The organism is Pseudomonas sp. GW822-FHT06D10 (assembly GCF_058799535.1).
Genome location: NZ_JBXALN010000001.1, coordinates 1,127,730 through 1,150,620, shown reverse-complemented (window position 1 = coordinate 1,150,620; position 22,891 = coordinate 1,127,730). Strand labels below are relative to the sequence as shown.

General features: G+C 67.2%; 15 protein-coding genes. 3 read left to right on the top strand and 12 right to left on the bottom strand.

Annotation, left to right across the window (positions count from 1 at the left end; genetic code table 11):
* The first annotated feature begins 84 nt into the window (after positions 1-84).
* The 3 genes from AC1RL5_RS04940 to glgB all read left to right on the top strand — a co-directional run bounded on the left by AC1RL5_RS04940 (position 85) and on the right by glgB (position 7,769).
* Positions 85-2,073 carry an alpha-1,4-glucan--maltose-1-phosphate maltosyltransferase gene (locus tag AC1RL5_RS04940; RefSeq protein WP_072450472.1) on the top strand — a complete coding sequence of 663 codons (1,989 nt, stop codon included), beginning with the start codon at positions 85-87 and terminating at the stop codon, positions 2,071-2,073.
* A gap of 120 nt (positions 2,074-2,193) precedes the next feature.
* Positions 2,194-5,541 (top strand): maltose alpha-D-glucosyltransferase, encoded by a 3,348-nt coding sequence (gene treS, locus AC1RL5_RS04935; RefSeq protein ID WP_401332800.1) that lies wholly within the window; start codon positions 2,194-2,196, stop codon positions 5,539-5,541.
* The gene (glgB, locus tag AC1RL5_RS04930; protein ID WP_072450469.1) at positions 5,538-7,769 is read left to right on the top strand and encodes a 1,4-alpha-glucan branching protein GlgB; all 2,232 of its coding nucleotides are present in this window, start codon (positions 5,538-5,540) and stop codon (positions 7,767-7,769) included. Before treS ends, glgB begins: the two co-directional genes overlap by 4 nt.
* A 118-nt stretch (positions 7,770-7,887) precedes the next feature.
* Here glgB and AC1RL5_RS04925 read toward each other — a convergent pair whose 3' ends face one another.
* The 12 genes from AC1RL5_RS04925 to treZ all read right to left on the bottom strand — a co-directional run bounded on the left by AC1RL5_RS04925 (position 7,888) and on the right by treZ (position 22,891).
* Complete coding sequence (locus AC1RL5_RS04925) at positions 7,888-8,577, bottom strand: alpha/beta hydrolase (RefSeq protein ID WP_015635519.1); 690 nt, start codon at positions 8,575-8,577, stop codon at positions 7,888-7,890.
* Between the two features lie 105 nt (positions 8,578-8,682).
* Positions 8,683-9,489, bottom strand: coding sequence for an endonuclease/exonuclease/phosphatase family protein (locus tag AC1RL5_RS04920; RefSeq protein WP_011061165.1), 807 nt, complete (start codon positions 9,487-9,489; stop codon positions 8,683-8,685).
* Positions 9,490-9,572: 83 nt separating this feature from the next.
* Positions 9,573-10,331 (bottom strand): PIG-L deacetylase family protein, encoded by a 759-nt coding sequence (locus AC1RL5_RS04915; RefSeq protein WP_072450467.1) that lies wholly within the window; start codon positions 10,329-10,331, stop codon positions 9,573-9,575.
* A gap of 282 nt (positions 10,332-10,613) precedes the next feature.
* Positions 10,614-11,279 carry a glycosyltransferase family 2 protein gene (locus AC1RL5_RS04910; RefSeq protein WP_072450465.1) on the bottom strand — a complete coding sequence of 222 codons (666 nt, stop codon included), beginning with the start codon at positions 11,277-11,279 and terminating at the stop codon, positions 10,614-10,616.
* Positions 11,276-11,875 (bottom strand): class I SAM-dependent methyltransferase, encoded by a 600-nt coding sequence (locus AC1RL5_RS04905; RefSeq protein ID WP_093403052.1) that lies wholly within the window; start codon positions 11,873-11,875, stop codon positions 11,276-11,278. The genes AC1RL5_RS04910 and AC1RL5_RS04905 overlap by 4 nt, the downstream gene beginning before the upstream one ends.
* Complete coding sequence (locus AC1RL5_RS04900; protein WP_072450462.1) at positions 11,872-12,630, bottom strand: PIG-L deacetylase family protein; 759 nt, start codon at positions 12,628-12,630, stop codon at positions 11,872-11,874. The genes AC1RL5_RS04905 and AC1RL5_RS04900 overlap by 4 nt, the downstream gene beginning before the upstream one ends.
* Positions 12,627-13,643 carry an acyl-CoA dehydrogenase family protein gene (locus AC1RL5_RS04895; protein ID WP_072450460.1) on the bottom strand — a complete coding sequence of 339 codons (1,017 nt, stop codon included), beginning with the start codon at positions 13,641-13,643 and terminating at the stop codon, positions 12,627-12,629. The genes AC1RL5_RS04900 and AC1RL5_RS04895 overlap by 4 nt, the downstream gene beginning before the upstream one ends.
* A 2-nt stretch (positions 13,644-13,645) precedes the next feature.
* Positions 13,646-15,805, bottom strand: coding sequence for a glycogen debranching protein GlgX (gene glgX, locus AC1RL5_RS04890; RefSeq protein WP_072450458.1), 2,160 nt, complete (start codon positions 15,803-15,805; stop codon positions 13,646-13,648).
* A 113-nt stretch (positions 15,806-15,918) separates the two neighbouring features.
* Complete coding sequence (locus tag AC1RL5_RS04885; RefSeq protein WP_015635523.1) at positions 15,919-16,218, bottom strand: DUF2934 domain-containing protein; 300 nt, start codon at positions 16,216-16,218, stop codon at positions 15,919-15,921.
* A gap of 21 nt (positions 16,219-16,239) precedes the next feature.
* On the bottom strand, positions 16,240-19,020 hold the full coding sequence (locus AC1RL5_RS04880) for a malto-oligosyltrehalose synthase (protein ID WP_492588861.1): 2,781 nt from the start codon (positions 19,018-19,020) through the stop codon (positions 16,240-16,242).
* Positions 19,017-21,098 carry a 4-alpha-glucanotransferase gene (gene malQ, locus AC1RL5_RS04875; protein WP_492588862.1) on the bottom strand — a complete coding sequence of 694 codons (2,082 nt, stop codon included), beginning with the start codon at positions 21,096-21,098 and terminating at the stop codon, positions 19,017-19,019. The genes AC1RL5_RS04880 and malQ overlap by 4 nt, the downstream gene beginning before the upstream one ends.
* A complete protein-coding gene (gene treZ / locus AC1RL5_RS04870) occupies positions 21,095-22,891 on the bottom strand; it encodes a malto-oligosyltrehalose trehalohydrolase (RefSeq protein WP_492588863.1) in 1,797 nt (598 codons plus the stop codon). Before treZ ends, malQ begins: the two co-directional genes overlap by 4 nt.

Sequence of the window (22,891 nt, the reverse complement as noted above, 5' to 3'; positions counted from 1 at the left end):
GGCTCGGAACCTAAGTGCATTGATTCACCGGGGCCGCGGCCCCGCCACCAGAGCGTCGAAGACGTGAAAAAGGGGTGATGCTCGATGACTGTAGAAAAACCGACCGAACAGCAATACCAGGCGCACCTGCCGTTGTCCCAGGCCCTCCTGCTGCCGCGCATTGCCATCGAGAGCATCCGCCCGGTGCTCGACGGCGGCCAGTTCGCGGTCAAGGCGGTGGCCGGCCAGGAGGTAGAGGTGGCGTGCAAGGTATTCGCCGACGGCCACGACAAACTGGCGGTGCGGGTGCGCTGGCACAACGAGCAACAGGACAGCTGGGCCAGCCAGGCCCTGGAAGACCAGGGCAACGACGGTTGGCTGGGGCGTTTCACGGTGCCTGAAGTGGGGCGCTACCGCTTCTGCATCGAAGCCTGGATCGATCAGTTCGCCAGCTTCTGCTACGAGCTGGAGAAAAAGCACCTGGCCGGGGTTGCGGTCAGCCTGGAGCTGCAGGAGGGCCGCAGCCATGTGCAACAGGCCGCCGAGCGCAGCGAAGGGCCGCTGCGCGAGCAGTTGCTGGCGTTGCAGCGAGAGCTGTCCGGGTTGCTGGAGGCCGAGCAGGTGGCGCTGTTTCTCAGCGAGTCCAGCGCGCGCCTGATGGCCGAGGCCGATCACCGGCCCTACCTGAGCCTGAGCCCCGAGTACCCGCTGGATGTGGAGCGGCTACAGGCGCAGTTCGCCAGTTGGTACGAGCTGTTTCCCCGCTCGATCACCGACGATCCGGCCCGCCACGGCACGTTCAACGACGTTCATTCGCGGCTGCCGATGATTCACGACATGGGCTTTGACGTGCTGTATTTCCCGCCGATCCACCCCATCGGTCGCAGCCACCGCAAGGGGCCCAACAACTCGCTGAGCGCAGGCCCGGACGATCCCGGCAGCCCCTATGCAATCGGCAGCGAGGAGGGCGGCCACGAGGCCATCCACCCGCAACTGGGCAGCCGGGAGGACTTCCGCCGGCTGCTGGCGGCGGCCGCCGACCACGGCCTGGAGATCGCCCTGGACTTCGCCATCCAGTGCTCCCAGGACCACCCCTGGCTCAAGCAGCACCCGGGCTGGTTCAACTGGCGCCCGGACGGCACCATCAAATACGCCGAGAACCCGCCGAAGAAGTACCAGGACATCGTCAATGTCGACTTCTATGCCGCCGAGGCCATTCCCAGCCTGTGGTTGGAGCTGCGGGACATCGTCATCGGCTGGGTCGAGGAGGGGGTCAAGACCTTTCGCGTGGACAACCCCCACACCAAGCCGCTGCCGTTCTGGCAGTGGCTGATCGGCGAAGTGCGCCGCCAGTACCCGGAGGTGATCTTCCTCGCCGAAGCCTTCACCACCCCGGCGATGATGGCCCGCCTGGGCAAGGTCGGTTACACCCAGAGCTACACCTACTTCACCTGGCGCAACACCAAGAGCGAGTTGTCCAGCTACCTGGCCGAACTCAACCAGCCGCCGTGGCGCGACTGCTTCCGCCCCAACTTCTTCGTCAACACCCCGGACATCAACCCACAGTTCCTGCATGACTCGGGGCGCCCGGGGTTTCTGATCCGCGCGGTGCTGGCCACCATGGGATCCGGGCTGTGGGGCATGTATTGCGGGTTCGAGCTGTGCGAATCGGCGCCGGTGCCGGGCAAGGAGGAGTACCTGGATTCGGAGAAATACCAGATCCGCCCCCGGGACTTCTCGGCGCCGGGCAACATCATTGCCGAGATCGCCCAGCTCAACCGCATCCGCCGGCAGAACCCGGCGCTGCACAGCCACCTGGGGCTCAAGCTGTACAACGCCTGGAATGACCACATCCTGTATTTCGGCAAGCGCAGCGGCGACAACTTCGTGCTGGTGGCGGTCAGCCTCGACCCGTTCAACCCCCAGGAGGCGCATTTCGAATTGCCGCTGTGGGAAATGGGCCTGGCCGATGACGCCCAGACCCAGGGCGAGGACCTGATGAACGGCCACCGCTGGACCTGGTACGGCAAGACCCAGTTCATGCGCATCGAACCGGCGCAGCCCTTCGGCATCTGGCGCATCACCGCCACGTAGGAGCCGGCTTGGGCCCATGGGCCTTGTGCAGGCCTGGCCGACGCCTTCGCTGGCAAGCCAGCTCCCACGGTGGGGCGTGGTTTGTGGCAGCTGCGAATTCAATTTTTTCAGGAGCCCGACATGGCCAAGAAACCTCGCCCCACGACCTTTATCAAGGACCCGCTCTGGTACAAGGACGCGGTGATCTACCAGGTGCATGTGAAGTCCTACTTCGATTCCAACAACGACGGAATCGGCGATTTTCCCGGGCTGATCGCCAAACTCGACTACATCAAGGACCTGGGGGTCAACACCATCTGGCTGTTGCCGTTCTACCCCTCGCCGCGGCGCGACGACGGCTACGACATCGCCGAGTACCGCGGGGTCAGCCCCGACTACGGCACCCTGGCTGACGCCCGGCGCTTTATCGCCGAGGCCCACAAGCGCGAGCTGCGGGTGATCACCGAGCTGGTGATCAACCACACCTCCGACCAGCACCCCTGGTTCCAGCGTGCACGCAAGGCCAAGCCGGGTTCGGCGGCGCGCAATTTCTACGTGTGGTCCGACGACGACCAGAAATACGACGGCACGCGGATCATCTTTCTCGACACCGAGAAGTCCAACTGGACCTGGGACCCGGTGGCCGGCCAGTACTTCTGGCACCGCTTCTACTCCCACCAGCCGGACCTCAACTTCGACAACCCCCAGGTGATGAAGGCCGTGCTCTCGGTGATGCGCTACTGGCTCGACATGGGCATCGACGGCCTGCGCCTGGACGCCATTCCCTATCTGATCGAGCGCGATGGCACCAACAACGAGAACCTGCCGGAGACCCACCAGGTGCTCAAGCAGATCCGCGCCGAAATCGACGCCAACTATCCGGACCGCATGCTCCTGGCCGAGGCCAACCAATGGCCGGAAGACACCCAGCTGTACTTTGGCGATGTCACAGGCAGCGACGGCGACGAGTGCCACATGGCCTTCCACTTTCCGCTGATGCCGCGCATGTACATGGCCCTGGCCCAGGAGGATCGCTTCCCCATCACCGACATCCTGCGCCAGACCCCGGAGATCCCGGCCAACTGCCAGTGGGCGATCTTCCTGCGCAACCACGATGAACTGACCCTGGAAATGGTCACCGACCGCGAGCGCGACTACCTGTGGAACTACTACGCCGCCGACCGCCGGGCGCGGATCAACCTGGGGATCCGCCGGCGCCTGGCACCGCTGATGGAGCGTGACCGGCGGCGCATCGAGCTGCTCAACAGCCTGCTGCTGTCGATGCCCGGTACCCCGACCCTGTACTACGGCGACGAGATCGGCATGGGCGACAACATCTACCTGGGGGACCGGGATGGCGTGCGTACGCCGATGCAATGGTCCATCGACCGCAACGGCGGTTTCTCCCGGGCCGACCCGGCCAGCCTGGTGCTGCCGCCGATTATGGATTCGCTGTACGGCTACCCGTCAGTCAACGTCGAGACCCAGTCCGGCGATCCCCATTCGCTGCTCAACTGGACCCGGCGCATGCTGGCGGTGCGCAAGCAGTCCAAGGCCTTTGGCCGCGGCACGCTGAAGATGCTGTCGCCGAGCAACCGACGGATCCTGGCCTATACCCGGGAATACACCGGGCCTGACGGCAAGCAGGAGATCATCCTGTGCGTGGCCAACGTCTCGCGCAGCGCCCAGGCCGCGGAGCTGGACCTCTCGGCGTTCGCGGGCATGGTGCCGGTGGAGATGCTCGGCGGGAACGCCTTTCCGCCCATCGGACAGCTGAATTTCCTCCTGACCCTGGCGCCCTACGGTTTCTACTGGTTCGTCCTGGCGGCGGAAAACCAGATGCCCAGCTGGCACGTGGAACCGGCCCAGAGCCTGCCGGATTTCACCACCCTGGTGCTGAAGAAACGCCTCGAAGAATTGCTCGAAGCGCCATCGCGCACCACCCTGGAGCAGGAAGTACTGCCCAACTGGCTGCCCAAGCGGCGCTGGTTCGCCGGCAAGGACAGCGCCATCGACCAGGCGCGGATCGCCTACGGCGTGCGCTTTGGCGACCCGCAGCACCCGGTGCTGCTCAGCGAGATCGAAGTCACCAGCGCCGGGCGCAGCGAGCGCTACCAGTTGCCGTTCGGCCTGTTGGCCGAAGAGCAGATCAACAGCGCCTTGCCCCAGCAACTGGCCATGGCCCGGGTGCGTCGCGGGCGCCAGGTGGGGCTGATCACCGACGCCTTCGCCCTCGACAGTTTCGTGCGCAACGTGCTGCTGGCGCTGCAGGGCGCCACCTGCCTGGACAGCGAGCAGGGCCAGATCCGTTTCGAGGCCACCGCGCAGCTGGCGGCGCTGGGCCTGGGGGTCGACGCCGAGGTGCGCTACCTGTCGGCGGAGCAATCCAACAGCTCGGTGGTGGTGGGCGGCAGCCTGGTGCTCAAGCTGATCCGCAAGGTGGCGGGGGGCATTCACCCGGAACTGGAAATGGGCGCCTTCCTCACCGCTGCCGGCTTTGCCCACATCTCGCCGCTGCTGGGCTCGGTGCTGCGTCGCGATGCCCAGGGCGAAGACCATCTGCTGATGATCGCCCAGGGCTACCTGAACAATCAGGGCGATGCCTGGGAGTGGACCCAGAACAACCTCGAGCGGGCGATCCGCGACGAGCTGGCCGAGGCCATGTCCGAGCAGGAGCAGCACTACAACGCCTTGGGCGAGCTCCAGGATTTCGCCGGCCTGCTGGGCCAGCGCCTGGGGGAAATGCACCTGCTGCTGGCGGCCCCCAGCGACAATCCGGATTTCGCTCCCGAGCACGCCACCGCCAAGGATGCCCAGGCCTGGAACCAGCAGGTTGCCGAGCAACTGGAGCGCGGGTTGCAACTGCTTCAACAGCACCAGGCCGAACTCGCGGCAGGGGAGCAGAAATTGCTCGGCAAATTGTTGCAGCATAAGGCGCTGATCCTGGGTCACATCCAGCAACTGGCCAAACAGTTGGTGGGGGGCGTGCGGATTCGTGTCCACGGCGACCTGCACCTGGGGCAGGTACTGGTGATCAAGGGCGATGCCTACCTGATCGACTTCGAGGGCGAGCCGGCCCGGCCCCTGGCCGAGCGCCGCGGCAAGCACAGCCCGTACAAGGATGTCAGTGGGGTCCTGCGTTCCTTCGACTACGCGGCGGCCATGGCCCTGGAGGCACCGGCGGTGGACGGCGCGCAAGGCGCGGCGGCGGGGCGGCGCAAAGTGGTCACGCGCTACCTGGCCGAGGCGCGCCACGCCTTTGTCCAGGCGTATCGGCTGGCGACGGCTAATCTTGCCCATGGCTGGCAGGACCCGGCGGCCGCGGATGCCGCCCTGGCACTGTTCAGCCTGGAGAAGGCCGCCTACGAGCTGGCCTATGAAGCGGAGAACCGTCCCGCCTGGTTGCCCGTGCCGTTGCACGGCCTGGTGGGGCTGTTGCGTGAACTGAAACCCTTTTCCGATATTGAGAGTGGTGGAGAGCAGTCATGAGTTTCTCGAACAAGGAACAGGGAAAGCAGCAACCGGCATTGCTTCCTTCGGCCAAGGCCATCGACGCCCTGGTACGGGCCGAACACCGCGATCCATTCGCCATTCTCGGGCCCCACGGCGATGGCGCCGGCGGGCAATTCATCCGCGCTTTCCTGCCCGGGGCGCTGAGTGTGCAGGTGCTCGACCGCGACCAGCAGCAGGTGCTCGGCAGCCTGCAAGCCGGTGAGGTGCCGGGGCTGTTTGTCGGGCACTTTCCCGAGACCCGGCCCTATCTCTTGCGCATTCAATGGGCCGGGGGCGAACAGGTCAGTGAAGACCCCTACAGCTTCGGCCCCCTGTTGGGGGAGATGGACCTGTACCTGTTTGCCGAAGGCAATCACCGCGACCTCAGTTCCTGCCTGGGGGCGCAACTGACCACCGTGGACGGCATCGACGGCGTGCGTTTTGCGGTCTGGGCACCGAATGCCCGGCGGGTCTCGGTGGTGGGCGACTTCAATATCTGGGACGGGCGCCGGCACCCGATGCGCCTGCGCCATCCCTCCGGGGTCTGGGAGCTGTTCATCCCGCGCCTGCAGGCGGGCGAGGCCTACAAATACGAGATCCTCGGGCCCCAGGGCATCCTGCCGCTCAAGGCCGACCCCATGGCCCTGGCCACGCAGTTGCCGCCGGACACCGCCTCCAGAGTCGCGCCGCCCCTGACCATCGACTGGCAGGACCAGGAGTGGATGCTGGCCCGTGGCGAGCGCCAGCGGGTGGACGCGCCGCTGTCGATCTATGAGCTGCATGCCGGTTCCTGGCAATGCGAAGTGGACGACCTTGGAGAAGTGGCCCGCCAGTACAGCTGGGCCGAACTGGCCGAACGGCTGATTCCCTACGTCAAGGACCTGGGGTTTACCCATATCGAGCTGATGCCGATCATGGAGCACCCGTTTGGCGGCTCCTGGGGCTACCAGCCGCTGTCGCAGTTCGCCCCCAGCGCCCGCTATGGCAGCCCGCAGGATTTCGCAGCCTTCGTCGACGCCTGCCACCAGGCGGGCATCGGGGTGATTCTCGATTGGGTGCCGGCGCACTTTCCCACCGATACCCACGGCCTGGCGCAGTTCGACGGCACTGCACTGTATGAGTACGGCAACCCCCTGGAAGGCTTCCACCAGGACTGGGACACCCTGATCTACAACCTGGGGCGTACCGAAGTGCACGGTTTCATGCTGGCTTCGGCGCTGCACTGGCTCAAGCATTTCCACGTCGACGGCCTGCGGGTGGATGCCGTGGCCTCGATGCTCTACCGTGACTATTCGCGCAAGGCCGGGGAATGGGTGCCGAACCGCCACGGCGGCCGGGAAAACCTCGAAGCCATTGATTTTCTGCGCCACCTCAACGACGTCGTGGCCCTGGAGGCCCCGGGCGCCCTGGTGATCGCCGAGGAGTCCACGGCCTGGCCCGGGGTCAGCCAGCGCACCGATCAGGGCGGCCTGGGCTTTGCCTATAAATGGAACATGGGCTGGATGCATGATTCCCTGCATTACATCCAGCAGGACCCGGTGTACCGCGCCCACCATCACAACGAACTGAGCTTTGGCCTGGTGTACGCCTGGTCCGAGCGTTTCATCCTGCCGATCTCCCACGACGAAGTGGTGCACGGCAAGCACTCGCTGATCGACAAGATGCCCGGCGATCGCTGGCAGAAGTTCGCCAACCTGCGGGCCTACCTGAGCTTCATGTGGGCCCATCCGGGCAAGAAGCTGCTGTTCATGGGCTGCGAGTTCGGCCAATGGCGCGAGTGGAACCACGACCAGCAGTTGGACTGGTACCTGCTGCAGTACCCCGAGCACCGAGGGGTGCAGCAACTGGTGGGGGACCTCAACCGCCTGTATCGCCAGTACCCGGCGCTGCACGACCAGGACGACGTGCCCCAGGGTTTCCAATGGCTGATCGGCGACGATGCGATCAATAGCGTCTATGCCTGGTTGCGCTGGAGCAAGAGCGGCGAACCGCTGCTGGTGGTGGCCAACTTCACCCCGGTGCCACGCCAGGGCTATCGCGTCGGCGTGCCGGTGGCGGGGCGCTGGAGCGAGTTGCTCAACAGCGATTCGCAACTGTATGCCGGCTCCAACTACGGCAACGGTGGCGAGGCCTTCAGCGAAGAGCAGAGCAGCCATGGCCAGGCCCTGTCCCTGGTACTCAACCTGCCGCCGCTGGCCGTACTGATCCTGCGCCCTGACAGTTGACCCAGGCGTCCTGTAGCCGCTGCCGAAGGTTGTGAACGGTCTGGGCGGCGCTCCGTCGCTGGGGCGTGGGGTTTGCGAGGACGCCAACGGCTCGTCTGAAGATCGCCCAGTCAACCGGTTACAGGGAGTCGGCGGCCTCGGCGATCAGCGCGGCTACGGGCCCGGGCTGGGAAGCGAGGGAGGCGTGGCTGGCGTCCAGGTGAATGACCTTGCGGGCGTTGAGCCGGGCGGCCATGCGCTCCTGGTTCGCAGGGGCGATCATGCGGTCGGCTCGGGACACCTGGTACCAGGAAGGTTTATCGCGCCATGCCGGGGCCCCGAGGGCGTCGCCGAAGGTACTGGCCAGCGGCGCCTTCTGGGTCAGGCCCATGACCAACCCTTCCTGGGGGCTGAGATCCTGGCAGAAGCTCTGCTGGAAACGCTCCGGACGCACCCAGAGGTAGCCGTCGCTGTCGGGCGCCAGATTGGCGGCGGCTTCAGGCGGGAACTCCTGGGTCAGGCCACCGGGGCTTTCACCCTGGTCCGGGGCGAAGGCGGCGATGTACACCAGGCCCGCGACGTTTGGCGCATGCCCGGCCTGGGTGATCACCGCGCCGCCGTAGGAGTGCCCCACCAGCAGCACCGGCCCCGCTTGCTGGGCCACCAGTTTGCGGGTCCGTTCGACGTCCTCGGCGAGGGAGGTCAGGGGCAGTTCCACGGCGCGGATCTTCTCGTAACCGCGGTTCAGCAGTTCGACGATGACCCGGTTCCAGTGGGCGGCACCGCCCCAGAAACCGTGGACCAGGACAATCGTGGGTTGCTCGCTCATCGCTTGACTCCTTCTCTGGGCTCAAGGTTGGCCCGGAGGCGGGCGCCCCCAGGCTCGGGTTCGGGGAAAAGCATGGTCGACTCTGGCGGGAATACGGCTATTTATTCATGAATTCTGATGTGCGGCCCCAGGCGGCAGGTGCACTTCCACCGCCAGCGGCAGGTGATCGGAGAGATGGGTCCAGGGCTTGTTGCCGAGGATCTGCGGGCGGTGACTGTGGGCGTTGCGCAGGTAGACCCGATCCAGGCGCAGCAGCGGCCAGCGGGCCGGGTAGGTCTTGGCCGGGCGGCCATGATGGCGTTCGAAGGCTTCGTGCAGGTCGTTGCGCCGGCCCAGGGTGGCGTTGCCGTGCATCTGCCAGTCATTGAAGTCGCCGGCGATGATCACCGGTGCCTCCTCGGGCAGGGATTCGAGCAACTGGCCCAGCAGCGCCAGCTGCAACTGGCGATGGCTTTCCAGCAGGCTCAGGTGCACGCAGATGGCGTGGACCTCGGCGTGGCCGGGCACATCCAGCACGCAGTGCAGCAGGCCCCGGCGCTCCGGGCCGGTGATCGAAACATCGAGGTTGCGGTACTGGCGGATCGGAAACTTCGACAACAGGGCGTTGCCGTGATGGCCGTCGGGGTATACCGCGTTTCGCCCGTAGGCGTAGTCGCTCCACATGCTGTCGGCGAGAAACTCGTACTGTGACTGCTGAGGCCAGTTGTCCAGGCGCGAGGCATGGCGCTCGTGCTCGCCCAGCACTTCCTGGAGAAACACCAGGTCGGCCTGGGTACTGCGCACGGCCTCGCGCAGTTCCGGAAGAATGAAGCGGCGGTTCAGGGCGGTGAAGCCCTTGTGGGTGTTGACGGTCAGAACGCGTAACCGCTGGACCGCCTCGGGGTTGGGCTGGCGGGTGGAATCGCTGCTCACGCGGGCTCCTTGGAATCAGTGGCGGTTACAGATGGGACTGGCGACCGGTGCGTGCGTTCAGCTTATTTTCCACCCGCGCAGGCCTACATCAGGATGACCTCGTAGGGCAGGCGCAGGCGCTCCAGCAGCACCGGCGACAGCGACGGCTCCAGGCCGATCTCCGGCTCGCCCTGCAACTGGCTGGCATAGGCGTGGGCGGCGTGGCGCTTGCGGGCCACGGTCCAGGTGTCCAGGCGCAGCTTGCGCGCACGTTGCCAGGGGATCTGGTGCTCCTCGCGGGCCGCCCAGTGCCAGGCCCAGATCGGAATCTCATGAAAACGCGCACCCACCAGGCTCGCGGCCTTGGCCGTGGCCCGGCCCACGGCTTCGTGGTCGAGGTTGCCATCGGCGCGCCAGGTGCTGAACACCACGTCGGTGTCGCGCAGGTAGCGGCAGATGAAGGGCACCAGCTGCTGTTCCCGTTCGCTCAAGGCGCTGTCGGCAAAGCCGCCGCGGATCCACTTCAGGCTATGCAGGGGCAGGCCCAGGCGACGCAGGGCTTCGGCGCTTTCCTGGGGCCGGAACACGCTCAGGCGGCGCTTGGGCCACAGCTCCGACCCGGGATGGCTGGCGCTGCCGTCGCTGATGGAAATCAGTTGCAGAGGGTAGCCGTGGTGGGCCAGCACTTGCAGCAGGCCGCCGCTGGCGACCACTTCGTCACCGGGGTGAGGGGCGACTATCACTGCCCGGGAGCCGGCCGGAACCAGGCTGGCCAGATTGATGGCCGGCACCTCGGCCAGGCTGCGGGCACTGTTCCAGACTTGGCTGGGCCAGTTGCTGTCGATTGCGGGTATGGCTTTCATTGGGTGTCACATCCCTGTTTTCCGGGCCACGGCAATAGCGGTTGAACCTCCGTTCAGTCGCGGCCCTGGGTTTGCACGCACGCTGATTCCTTGGTACCTGCCTCAGCGTGAAGTGCCGGTGCCCCATACCTTTGGGGCACCGCGATTCGGGGGTAATCATACACAGCCTGGAGCTTTTCACGCAGTGCCAGCCCAGGCTTATTTGCTGATTACCAAGCCCGTCACAGGGTAGACGGCAATTCTCCGCCCGGGGAGGCGCACTGACCAATGCCATGCTGTACTTCACAGCCCTGCGCAAGGTTCGTTCAGGCGCTTGAGGTAATCGCCGAACCCACCTTTGGCCCGCGAATCCAGGCGCCCGCTGGTGATCACTTGCGGATGCCGGCTCCAGGCGATGCTGGCGCCGCAGCGCTGCAACTGCCGCACCAGCTGCACATCCTCGTGGCAGGCCAGGGCCTCGAAGCCGCCGGCGCGGACATAGGCTGCAGCGCTGATGCCGAGGTTGGCGCCATGGATGTGCCGGTGGCCATCGTCGTCCTGGTAGGCGTCGTGATAGCGGATCCGGGCCTGGGGTTCGAAGCCTTCGCTCCAGCGGTCGACGGTGACGGTGCCGCAGACGGCGTCGGCGCCCAGGGCCAGCTGGGCTACCAGCCAGTCTTCGGGTACGCGGCTGTCGGCATCGGTACAGGACAGCCAGCGGGCGCCGGCCTGCAGCAGCAGTTGCGCGCCCGCGGCCCGTGCCCGTCCGACATTGCGCACCTGCAATTGCAGGTGTTGCACGGCGAACTGGCGGGCAATGTCCAGAGAACCGTCGGAGCAGCTGTCGAGCACCACCAGGATCGCCACGTCTTCATTGAGCTCGGGGTGGCTGGCGGCTTTCAGGGCGCAGCGCAGGCAGTCGGCCAGCAGTTGCTCCTCGTTATGGGCGGGTATCACCACTCCGATCATCGCAGGCCCTCCAGGGTCGCGACCGAATCCGCTTCGCGGCCCCAGAGGTCGAGGAGAAAGTCCGCTTCCTGGTGCTCCAGCAAGCGTGGCAGTTGCAAATGGCGATGGAGCAGTTCGTGCACTTGTCCGGCATCCAGGGGGCACTCGGCAATGGGCGGGCGCCAGTGGCAGGCCAGTAGCTGGCCATCAGCGGCCAGGGAGCCCAGGGCCCGTGCCACCAGTTGCGCCAGGTCGGCGGCGTCCAGGTAATAGCCGATCTCGCTGATGACGATCAGATCGAAGGGCCCCTTGGGCCAGTCCTGGGGCAGGCGGCCGTGTTCCACCCGGGCGTGGGGGAAGGAGTGCAAGCGCTGCCGGGCCAGGTCCACCGCATTGCGCGCGGTGTCGTAGGCCAGCAGGCTGTCGCAGCGGCTGGCCAGTTCGGCGCTGAGTTCGCCGTTGGCACAGCCGGGTTCGAAAATGCTCCGGTAGTGGCGGCGCGGCAGGCTGGCCAGGGTGATTGCACGTTTGCGCTGTTCATACCAGCGCTGGCGAAAGGCCCAGGGGTCCTGGTCCCGGGCGAACAGCCCTTCGAAATAGCGACTGTCGACACTCATAGGAACACCACCTCAAAAGGTTGCAGCAGACGCTCGATGATGTGCGGTGCCAGCACGGGCGCCAGGCCGATCTGCGGGTCGCCCTCCAGTTGGCTGGCAAAGGCGTGGATGGCATGGCGCTTGCGGGCCACCTGGGCGGGGCTGAGCAGCACCTTGCGGGCACGCTCCCAGGGCAGCTGCCGGCCCTCGGGATCGGCCCAGTGCCAGGTCCAGATCGGCAGTTCCTTGAGGCTCGCGCCCGCGGCCCGGGCGGCCAGGGCGCAGGCCCGGCCCACGGCTTCGTGGTCGCAGTGGCCGTCCTCGCACCAGGTGCTGAACAGCACGTCACCGGCGCGCAGGCAACCCTGGATGAACTGCGTCAGGGCGGCTTCGTCCCGGGCGACGCGGCTGTCCTCGAAGCCCGCGCGCAGCCAGGTGATGCGCTGCAGCGGCAGGCCCAGGCGGCGCAAGCCTTCAGCGGACTCCTGGGGTCGCACCTGGCTCAGGCGCTGCACCGGCCAGCGCCGGGAGCCGGGATGGCTGGCGCAACCATCGGTGACCGAAATCAGCAGCAGCTCGCGCCCCTGCGCCGCCAGCAGTTGCAGGAGGCCGCCACAGCCGAGGATTTCATCGTCCGGGTGCGGGGCCACAATCACCGCCCGCGCTCCTTGCGGGACCAGGGTTCGAATATCCACCGCGGCCATGGCCTGCAGTTGCGAGGAAGCCTGCCAGGCCCGCAGCGAGGTGCCGCGACCGACAATCGGATTGGCTTTCACAGTTGCCATCCTCCCGGGTCCGCTGCAGCGTGGGCGGCGTTGGCCAGCTGTTGACCGAGAATGGCCAGGTCACGCTCGGCATGGCTCTGGCGGATGAACACCGGCAGGTCCGCCAGCAGCCGGGCGAAGTGCCGGTCCAGGCAATAGGGGCCGGCGCCCAGCGCCCGACCGACGTGGTGCAGCACGCTGTCGACGCTGGCCTCGGTCACCGCCCGGGCGCGCCGGGCCAGCAACTGGCAGTTGGCCTGGGGCGCCTGATCCAACTGCCGGGCACTGTGGCGCAGCACACAGGCGGCCTGATGCAGGGCGCTGTCCACTGCCCCCAGGTGGGCCAGGGCATGGGGCTCGTCGCGTTTGGCGCAGTGTTCGCGCAGGGGGCGTGCGATGGCCTGGGCGGCCCCCAGCCAGCAGGCGGCGATGCCGATGGCGCCTTGCCAGAAGCCCGGGCGCTGCAGGTAGTCATCCGGCCCGCCGACCCATTGGCCACGAGCCTCGTGGAAGTCAACCCGCTGGCTGCCGGTACTGGCCATGCCCACCGCTTGCCAGCTGCCGCTCTCGACCTGCACCCCGGGCTGGTCCAGGGCCACCGCCACCAGGCGTTGGTGGCCGTCGGCGTCCCAGGCGGTGAGCAGGGCATGGCTGAGCACCTCGGCCCCCGAGCACCAGGCCTTGGTGCCGCTGAGCCGGCAGTGCGGGCCATCGGCAACGGCGTGCACCCGGGCCTGGGGCGGCTCCGCGGCCCAGGTGCCCCAGGTGGTGCCGGGGGGCACGGGGCAGCCCAGTTCCGCCATGATCGCCAGGGCGTCGGTGTGCCCCTCGTAGAGCTTGCACAGGCCCAGGTCATGGCCGGCGACCCTGGCCAGGGCCTGCCAGCGTTGCAGGGTGGCGCCCCCGGCGGGCAGTGGCAGGCGGTCGAGCCCGGCGCCCACCAGGGCTCCTAGGCACAGGCCCAGGGCGCGGGTGTCGGCGTGCCCCAGGTCGGGGGAGTGATGCAGGAAGCCTTGCAGGTCCATGTTCAGTCTTCTTCCTCATGTTGCAGTTCGAACAGCAGCAGGGAGCGCCCGGTCACCGAATACTCGTGGCCGAAGGCAAAGCGTTCCTGGCCGCGCACCGCCGGCTGGTTGGTGTCGAGCATGCAGGTCCAGAACTCCCCGGCGGGCACCTCAGGCAGACGGAAGTTGACGATGTCGTGGTGGGCGTTGACCACCAGCAGCAGGGTGGCGTCGGCACCGGGGCGGCGGATCCCGGTTTCCTGGGCGCGGCCGTCCAGCAGCATGCCCAGGCAGCGACCATGGGGGTCCTGCCAGTGCTCGGTGGTCATCTCGCTGCCGTCGGGGGCCAGCCAGGTGACGTCCTTGACCCCGATGTCCTCGTTGTAGCTGCCCACCAGGAAGCGCCCACGCCGCAGGATCGGGTAGCTCAGGCGCAGCTTGATCAGGCGCTTGACGAACTTGAGCAGGGACTTGCCGTCGTTATCCAGCTCCCAGTTGACCCAGCCGATCTCGCTGTCCTGGCAGTAGGCGTTGTTGTTGCCGTGCTGGGTGCGGGCGAATTCGTCGCCGGCCACCACCATCGGCGTGCCTTGGGCCAGTAGCAGGGTGGCGAAGAAGTTGCGCATCTGGCGCAGGCGCAGGGTGTTGATCTCGGGGTCGTCGCTGGGGCCTTCGACACCGTGGTTCCAGGACAGGTTGTTGTTGCTGCCGTCCTGGTTGTTCTCGTCGTTGGCTTCGTTGTGCTTGTCGTTGTAGGACACCAGGTCGTGCAGGGTGAAACCGTCGTGGGCAGTGACGAAGTTGACCGAGGCGTAGGGCCGGCGGCCGCGCTGGTTGAACATCTCGCCGGAGGCGGTCATGCGCCCGGCAAAATCCGCCAGCTGGCCGTCATCGCCCTTCCAGAAGGCGCGCACGGTGTCGCGAAAGCGATCGTTCCATTCCACCCAGCCCGGCGGGAAGTTGCCCACCTGATAGCCGCCGGGGCCGCAGTCCCAGGGTTCGGCGATCATCTTCACCTGGCGCAGCACCGGGTCCTGGCGGCAGGCCACGAGGAAGCTGTGGCGCTCGTCGAAACCGTCGTGGTAACGCCCGAGAATGGTCGCCAGGTCGAAGCGGAAGCCGTCCACGTGCATTTCCGTGGCCCAGTAGCGCAGCGAGTCGGTGACCATCTGCAACACGCAGGGGTGGCTCAGGTCCAGGGTGTTGCCGGTGCCCGAATCGTTGATGTAGAAGCGCTTGTCGTCGGGCATCAGGCGGTAGTAGGAGGCGTTGTCGATGCCGCGCATGGACAGGGTCGGGCCTTGCTCGTTGCCTTCGGCGGTGTGGTTGTAGACCACGTCCAGGATCACCTCCAGCCCGGCTTCGTGCAGGTGGGCGACCATTTCCTTGAATTCGGCGATCTTGCCGCTGGCCAGGTAGCGCGGGTCGGGGGCGAAGAAGGCGATGCTGTTGTAGCCCCAGTAGTTGGTCATGCCCTTGTGCAGCAGGTGCTGGTCGTTGACGAAGGCGTGGATCGGCAGCAGCTCCACCGACGACACCCCGAGCTTGCGGATGTGCTCCAGCACGTCGTCCACCATCAGCCCGGCGAAGCTGCCCCGCAGGTTCTCGGGCACCGAAGGGTGGCGCATGGTGAAGCCGCGCACATGGGTCTCGTAGATGATGGTCTTGTCCCAGGGCACGCTGACCCGCTGGTCGTTGCCCCAGGTGTGGGCCGGGTCGATGACCTTGCACTTGGGCACGAAGGGCGCGCTGTCGCGCTCGTCGAAACTGAGGTCGGCATCCGGGTGGCCGATGGTGTAGCCGAACAGCGCCTCGGACCATTTCAGCTCGCCCACCAGTTGCTTGGCATAGGGGTCGATCAGCAGTTTGTTGGGGTTGAAACGGTGACCGTTGGCCGGGTCGTAGGGGCCGTGCACGCGGTAGCCGTAGATCAGCCCCGGGTGAGCGTCGGGCAGGTAGCCGTGGAAGATTTCGTCGGTGTATTCCGGAAGTTCGATGCGTTCGAGTTCCACTTCGCCGGCATCATCGAACACACAGAGCTCGACCTTGGTGGCATTGGCCGAGAACAGCGCGAAGTTGACCCCCAGGCCGTCCCAGGTGGCGCCGAGGGGGAAGGGCAGGCCTTCACGAATGCGCGAGGGTTCGCTCTCGGGAGTGGCGGCGGGCTGCTTGGATCTGCTCATGGTTGCTCCTGCAGTGAGACGGTGACGGGCCGGGCCCTTTCTTCAGGGCGAACGCGACCCTTATGGCGCGCGGGCGCGCCACGGGTTGACGAGGACGAGATGGCCGGCGGGTGTCAGTTGGCCGGCGGTTTGCGCGGCGCCCGGGGCTTCTTCGCCGCAGCGGGTTTTTCTCCCGGGGGCACTACCACGGCGGCGGCCGACTTGGCCTTGGGCTTGGCCGCGCTCTTGGCGGCGGGCTTTCCGGTGGCAGGCTTGGCCTTGCCGGCCTTGGGTGGCGTGCTTGGAGCCAGGGCTTCGGCCTCGGCGAGCTTGCGGGCCATGTCCCAGTGCCGGGCTTCCTGGCCCTCTGGCTTACCTTCCGACTCCCAGATCTGATAAGCGAATTCACGAATGCGTTTGTCGTCGGTACTCATCGCAATGCTCCTGGACTGAATTCAAGGTTGAATCAAAAGGTTGAGCGCAAAGTCTTGCAGTGCGGCGCTAAGCATCAGCTCCCTGTGGGGTGTGACTGCCACCGTGGAAAAAAGTCCATTCAGCTTTTGCCCCGAGGCGTCGAACGGTAGCTGCACCCGGGTATCGCCCCACAGCGGCGCCTCGATCAAGGGCATTGCGCGATCCCCCAGCAGGCCGGCGACCTGCACCGGCACTATCACCACTGCCCGTTGTGCACCGTGCTCGCGCATGAACGCCAGGACCCGCCCGGCATGCTGGCCAAGCACCGGCAGCGGCTGGTAGCGGCCCCGACGAAACAGCTCCGGGTACTGGCCACGCAGGTTCAGGGTGCGGGCGATCACGGCCTGCTTGATGCGTCCGTCGTGCCACTGGGCCAGCCATTGGCGTGGTTCGCCGCCGCTGTCCAGGGCCGCCTGCCGGGCCGGGTAATCCACCGGTCGGCGGTTATCCGGGTCCACCAGGCTGAAATCCCAGAACTCGTTGCCCTGGTACAGGTCGGGGACCCCAGGCACGGTCATGCGCAGCAAGGTTTGCGCCAGGCTGTTGAGGGCGCCCGCCGGGGCAATGGCCCGGGCCGCCGCGGCAATCGACTGGCGCAATGCCAGGCCCTGGGGCGCCAGCAGCAGGGCCTGGACAAAGGCCTGCACGGCCTCTTCGTATTCTGCGTTGGGCGCCGCCCAGCTGCTTTGCAGCTTGGCCTCGCGCAGGGCCTTGAGCTGCCATTGCCAGATCCTTTGTCCATAGCCTTGCAGGGCCGCCTGATCCTCGGCAGCCAGTTCCAGGGGCCAACTGCCCAGCAGGGTCTGGTAAAGGATCAGTTCGTCCCCCGCCGAAGGCGCATCCTCATGCTGGCGCAGGGGCGCGGCCAGGGTGCGCCAGTGTTCCACCTGGGCGGCATACCAGGGGGCCCGTTCGCTGAGCACTGCCAGGCGCGCGCGGCTGTCCTCGCCCCGTTTGTGGTCGTGGGTGGCGCTGGTCAGCAGGTTGTCGGGGAAGCTGGCCAGGCGTTGCTGGCAGGCCGTGTGGAAGGCGGTGATCGGCGCACTGAACTGTTCGCTGTCGAAGCCCACGTCGTTGCGCGCCAGCAGTACCGCCGAGCGGTAGAAGGCGGTGTCTTCCACGGCCTTGGCCGCGGCGGGCGAAGTCAGTTGCTGGAAACGCACGCAGGCGTGGCGCAGCAGCTTGCGCCCACGGCCCGGGGGCTGCTGGCGCCAGCCCTGGCCGCCGAGCCAGCGCTCCAGGTAGTCGAGCACCGGCCTGTCGGCCTCGCCCAGGCTCTGTCGTGCGCCTTCCAGGGCCTGCTGGAACAACTGCTGGTCCTGCTGCCCGCGGCCATAGGCGCTGATATAGGTGCGGTACACCGGGAAGTGCACGATCAGTTCCTGCAAGGCGCGGCGGATGGCCCCCAGGGTCAGGTCGCGGCTCATCAGGTCCAGGCGCGCCACCTGCAACAGGGCCTGGGCCACGCTTTCAAAATCGCTGGCCAGGGAGCCGTTGAGAATCTGCTGACGGGCCAGCAGTGCCTCTTCGGCGAACGCCGCGGGGCGCTGGCTGTGCCGGCTCCACAGTTCGGCCAGCACCGGCTGGCCTGCAGGGGCCTGCTGCAGCAGCGACAGTTGGTTCATGAACTCATAGCCGGTGCTGCCATCCACGCCCCAGTCGCGGTGCAGGGTTTCCCCGGCGCCGAGGATCTTCTCGACGTAGATCGGCAGGTGCTGGCCCGGGCGCAGGCGGTCGATCCGGCGCCGCAGCTTGCGGCAATAGCTGCGCGGGTCGGCCAGGCCGTCGATATGGTCGATGCGCAGGCCGTCCACCAGGCCACGCTGGATCAGCTCGAAGATCTTGCCGTGGGTGGCTTCGAACACCGCCGGGCGCTCGACCCGCAGCCCGCCCAGCTCGTTGACGTCGAAGAAGCGTCGCCAGTTGATGTCGTCGGCGGCGGTGCGCCAGCTGGCCAGGCGATAGCTCTGTTGCTCCAGCAGATGGTGCAGGCGCTGGAAACCTTCGTCGTGGCGTGAGTCGTAGCCTTGCAGGTGGGCGGTGACGGCCTGGTGCAGCGCCGGTTGCTGCAACAGTTGGCCCAGGGCCTGCTGCAGCGGTTGTGCCTGGGCGTGGGCGTCGCCGCTGAAACGCAGGGCGGCAAAGCTGTCGGCCAGGGGCTTGAGGGCCTGGGCGGCATCCGGCGGGCCGGCGAGGCGTAGCAGTTCCCCGAAGTCGGCGGGGCAGATGGGGAAGCAGTGTTCATAGTGGCGAACATGGAAACCGCAGCGATCGTCGTTCAGTTGCAGTTGCAGGCTGCCTTCCTGCAAGGCCTGCCCATAGTCGCTGCCGAGGAAGGGCAGCAACAACTGGCCTTCCATCAGCGGGTCCGGGGAATGCCACTGGATATCGAAGAACTCACCGTACGGGCTCAGGCGCCCCCATTGCAGCAGGTCCAGCCACCAGGGGTTGTCATTGCCGCCCACCGCCATGTGGTTGGAGACGATATCCAGGATCAGGCCCATGCCGTGCTGGCGCAGGGCATCCACCAGCCGTACCAGGGCCGCCTCGCCCCCCAGCTCGGGGTTGACCCGGGTGGGGTCCACCACGTCGTAGCCGTGCATGGAACCGGCCCGCGCGCAGAGCAGTGGCGAGGCGTAGAGGTGGCTGAGGCCCAGGCCGGCGAAGTAGGGCACCAGAGGCAGCGCATGATCCAGGGTGAAGCCCTGGTGAAATTGCAGGCGCAGGGTGGCCCGTGGCATTGGCGTGGCTGGCGGGCTCATCGGTCACGCTCCAGGGCCTGCTGTCGGGCACAGGCCAGCAGCTCCAGGCGCCGCGCAGCGTCGCTGTCGTCCAGCAGGCGCCGGCTGGCAGTGGCCAGGCGTCGGCGCCAGTTGGGGTGGCTGTCGAGGGTGCCGGGCAGGTTGGCCTGTTCGTCGATGCCCAGGGCGTCCTCCAGGGGCAGCAGCACCAGGGGCGCCCGGGTGTGGCCGAGGAAACGCACGCTGGCGTCTACCACCTGGTCGGCCTCGTGGCTTTCCTCGCGAAAGTTCTGCGGGTCCTGGGCCAGGGCGTGGCGCAGGCCGTTGCGTTCGTGCTGGCGGTGTTCGCGCCAGTGCCGCGCCGCCGCTTCGTCCACCAGGCCCAGGCGCTGGTTCCAGTCGATGTCGCGGCCATGCCACCAGCCGTTGAGGGTCGGCAGGTCATGGGTGCTGGTGGTGGCCAGGGCGTTGTCCGGCCAGTCGAGGATGGGCTTGAAGTGGCAGCCGTGGTCCTGTTCGAACAAAAGCACACGCATGCCGAGCATGGCCCGGGCGGCGAGTTTTTCCCGCAGCCCGTCGGGCACTGTGCCCAGGTCTTCGCCCAGCACTATGGCCTGGTGGCGATGGGATTCCAGGGTCAGCAGGCGCAGCAGGTCGTCCACCGGGTAATAGAGGTAGGCGCCATCGCTGGGGGGCGCGCCCAGGGGAATCACCCACAGCCGTTGCAGGCCCATCACATGGTCGATGCGCAGGCCCCCGGCATGGGCGAAGTTGGCCCTGAGCATTTCGATGAAGGCGCGGAAACCGTGGCGTTGCAGGCCTTCCGGGGAAAAGGCCGATATGCCCCAGCTCTGGCCCTGGCGGTTGAGGATGTCCGGTGGCGCGCCCACCGTCAGGTTGGCCAGTAACTGCTCCTGGCGGCTCCAGGCCTGGCTGCCGCCGCCGTCGGCGCCCACCGCCAGGTCGGCGATCAGGCCGATGCCCATGCCGCCGCTGCGGGCCGCGCTTTGCGCTCGCTCCAGGCTGCGGGCGATCAGCCACTGGCAAAAGGCATGGAAGCTGATTTCGTGGGCCTGTTCCTCGGCGAAATGAGCCAGGGCCGGGCTGGCTGGATCACGCCACTGCGGCGGCCAGTGACGCCAGTCCAGGTCCTCGCCACGGGCGGCGCGCTGGGCCTGGATGGCTTCGAAGCGGCAGTGGTTTTCCAGGGCTTCGCCGGCTGCCCGGCGGTAGCTGGCGAAGTCCTCGTGCAGCGGGTGCTCGCCCTGGCAGAAGCCTTCATACAGCGCCCGCAGTGCCCGCAACTTGGCCTGGGCCGCCAGGGGCCAGTCGATCAGCGGCAACTGTTCCAGGTCCTGCAGTTGTTCGCCCAGGCCACAGGCTTCGATCGCGGTGCGCCAGGCGCGGTCGCCGAGGATCGCGCCAGGGGCGGCATACAGGCTGTTGAGGAACAGCCGGCTGGAAGGCGAATAGGGGCTGTAGCGCAGCGGGTCGCTGCTGAACATGGCGTGCAGCGGGCTGATGGCCAGGGCATCGGCGCCGCGTTCGGCGGCCTGGCGCGCCAGTTCTTCCAGGGCCTGGGTATCGCCGAAGCCGCCATCGCCGGGGCGGCGCAGGGCGTACAGCTGCACGCTCAGGCCCCAGGCCCGCGGGGTGGGCTGGTGCACGGCGTCGGCCACGCTGAAGCAGCGTTCGGGGGCCACTGCCAGGGCAAAGTGTTCGTCGTCGATACTCACGGCGTGGTAACCCACCGGAATCGAGCCCGGCAGCCGGCTCTCGGCATCCAGGTCCAGGTGCAGCGGGCTGCCATCCTCCAGCCGCAGGACACAGGCCGTGTGCGGGGGGAAGTAGCGCGCCAGGTCCAGGCTCTGGCCGAGGTCGGCGGTCAGCAGCGGTGGCAGGTGCCGGCTCTGTTGCACCCCTTGCAATTGCAGCAGGCTCTGTTCGACCTGCTGCGGGTCTTCGGCCGGATGCCCCAGGCCGGCCAGGACAGCCCGCAGGACCCGGTCCTCGACCTTCTGGGCACGGCCGTTGGCATCGATCCAGTCCACTGCCAGGCCGGCGCGGCTGGCAAGCAGTTCCAGTTGCGCATCGCTCATAGGCATTCTCCATCTGGGTCGGTCGGGGAAGAGGTGGGGGCCAGCAGCACCAGCACGCTGTAGGCGGGCAGTTGGCCCTGGCACCAGTGCTTGAGGGTGTGCGGCGGGTATTCGAAGCACAACTGCGGTGCGGCCTCGGCGGCCAGTTCGACCTGATGCGGGCCGAGGTTGAGGTCGATGCGCAACAGGCTGCCGTCCCCCAGGCGCCAGCGCGCACTCAGGGCGCCCTCGGCCAGTACCTGGCAGCCCAGGGCCCGGGCGCCGGGCAGGCGCGGAACCAGCTCGCGGTGGCGGATCTGCAACAGGCTGCGATACAGCTCGCGGGTGGCCTCGGCCTGCCGGGACTGGGCCCGTGGGCGCGAGGCCTGGAAGGTCGAGGCCGCGTTGGGGTCGGGAATGCGCTGGCGCTGCCCGGCGTCGGCGAAGGCACTGAAGGCGGCGAATTCGTTGCGCCGACCCTCGCGCACCGCTTCGGCCAACTGGCCCTGGTGGCTGGTGAAGAACAGGAATGGTTCCTGGGCGGCCATTTCGTCGCCCATGAACAGCAGCGGAATCATCGGTGACAGCAGTAACAGCACCGTGGCCGCGTGCAGGGCCTGGGTCGGCGCCAGTTGGTTGAGGCGTTCGCCAAAGGCCCGGTTGCCGATCTGGTCATGGTTCTGCAGAAACAGCACAAAGGCGCTGGGCGGCAGGTGCCCGCTGGGTTCGCCGCGGGCCTCGCCATGGCGGTTGGCATGGCCCTGGAAGGCGAAACCCTGGCTCAGGCAGCGGGCCAGTTGCTCAGTGGGCTGCTCGGCGAAGTCGGCGTAGTAGGCGTCGGTTTCGCCGGTCAGCAGCACATGCAGGGCGTTGTGGCCGTCGTCGTTCCACTGTGCGTCGAAGCCTTGTTGCAGCAGGCTGGCCTGATTGAACTCGTTCTCCAGGTTGAGCCACACATGGCGATCGGGTGGCACTGCCTGGCGGACCCGCTGCGCCAGTTGCCGCAGGAAATCCGGATCGTCGATGGCGTGCACCGCGTCCAGGCGCAGGCCGTCGAAACGGTACTCCAGCAGCCACATCAGGGCGTTGTCGATAAAGAACTCGCTGACCTGCGGGCGGCGAAAGTCGATGGCGGCGCCCCAGGGGGTGTGCAGGTCCTGGCGAAAGAAGCCCTGGGCGTACTCCTGCAGGTAGTTGCCGTCGGGGCCGAAGTGGTTGTAGACCACATCGAGGATCACTGCCAGGCCCAGGCCATGGGCGGTATCGATCAGCGCGCGCAGCTCGTCGGGCGAACCATAGGAGGCTTCCGGGGCGTAGGGCAGCACGCCGTCGTAGCCCCAGTTGCGTTCGCCGGGAAACTCCGCCAGGGGCATCAGCTCGATGGCGGTCACCCCCAGTTCCACCAGGGCCGGCAGGGCTTGCTGCACCGCCTGATAGCCGCCCATGACCCCCACGTGGAGTTCGTAGATCACCGCCTCGTGCCAGGGCCGGCCGCGCCACTGCGGGTGCTGCCATTGATAGCGCTCGGGGTCCACCACCAGGCTTGGCCCGTGGACATCACCGAGCTGGGCCCGGGACGCCGGGTCGGGGACCTGGATCCGCTCGTCGATATTGAAACGGTAGGCGCTGCCCGCGGGGCAGCGCGCCTGGGTCATGAACCAGCCTTCGGGCTGGGGCTGCATGGGCAGCGACTGGCCGTCCGCCAGTTCGACGCTGACGCAGCGCGCATCCGGCGCCCACAGGGCGAACCGGGTGTGCTCGGCATCCAGCAGCCGCGCGCCATGAGTCCAGGTGTGCAGCGTGCTTGGGGGCAT

What these genes read in the sequence shown, in the direction of transcription:
- AC1RL5_RS04940 (WP_072450472.1), top strand. Translation starts at nt 85, where the DNA reads ATGACTGTAGAAAAACCGACCGAACAGCAATACCAGGCGCACCTGCCG.
- treS (WP_401332800.1), top strand. Translation starts at nt 2,194, where the DNA reads ATGGCCAAGAAACCTCGCCCCACGACCTTTATCAAGGACCCGCTCTGG.
- glgB (WP_072450469.1), top strand. Translation starts at nt 5,538, where the DNA reads ATGAGTTTCTCGAACAAGGAACAGGGAAAGCAGCAACCGGCATTGCTT.
- AC1RL5_RS04925 (WP_015635519.1), bottom strand. Translation starts at nt 8,577, where the DNA reads ATGAGCGAGCAACCCACGATTGTCCTGGTCCACGGTTTCTGGGGCGGT.
- AC1RL5_RS04915 (WP_072450467.1), bottom strand. Translation starts at nt 10,331, where the DNA reads ATGAAAGCCATACCCGCAATCGACAGCAACTGGCCCAGCCAAGTCTGG.
- AC1RL5_RS04910 (WP_072450465.1), bottom strand. Translation starts at nt 11,279, where the DNA reads ATGATCGGAGTGGTGATACCCGCCCATAACGAGGAGCAACTGCTGGCC.
- AC1RL5_RS04905 (WP_093403052.1), bottom strand. Translation starts at nt 11,875, where the DNA reads ATGAGTGTCGACAGTCGCTATTTCGAAGGGCTGTTCGCCCGGGACCAG.
- AC1RL5_RS04895 (WP_072450460.1), bottom strand. Translation starts at nt 13,643, where the DNA reads ATGGACCTGCAAGGCTTCCTGCATCACTCCCCCGACCTGGGGCACGCC.
- glgX (WP_072450458.1), bottom strand. Translation starts at nt 15,805, where the DNA reads ATGAGCAGATCCAAGCAGCCCGCCGCCACTCCCGAGAGCGAACCCTCG.
- AC1RL5_RS04885 (WP_015635523.1), bottom strand. Translation starts at nt 16,218, where the DNA reads ATGAGTACCGACGACAAACGCATTCGTGAATTCGCTTATCAGATCTGG.
- AC1RL5_RS04880 (WP_492588861.1), bottom strand. Translation starts at nt 19,020, where the DNA reads ATGAGCCCGCCAGCCACGCCAATGCCACGGGCCACCCTGCGCCTGCAA.
- malQ (WP_492588862.1), bottom strand. Translation starts at nt 21,098, where the DNA reads ATGAGCGATGCGCAACTGGAACTGCTTGCCAGCCGCGCCGGCCTGGCA.
- treZ (WP_492588863.1), bottom strand. Translation starts at nt 22,891, where the DNA reads ATGCCCCCAAGCACGCTGCACACCTGGACTCATGGCGCGCGGCTGCTG.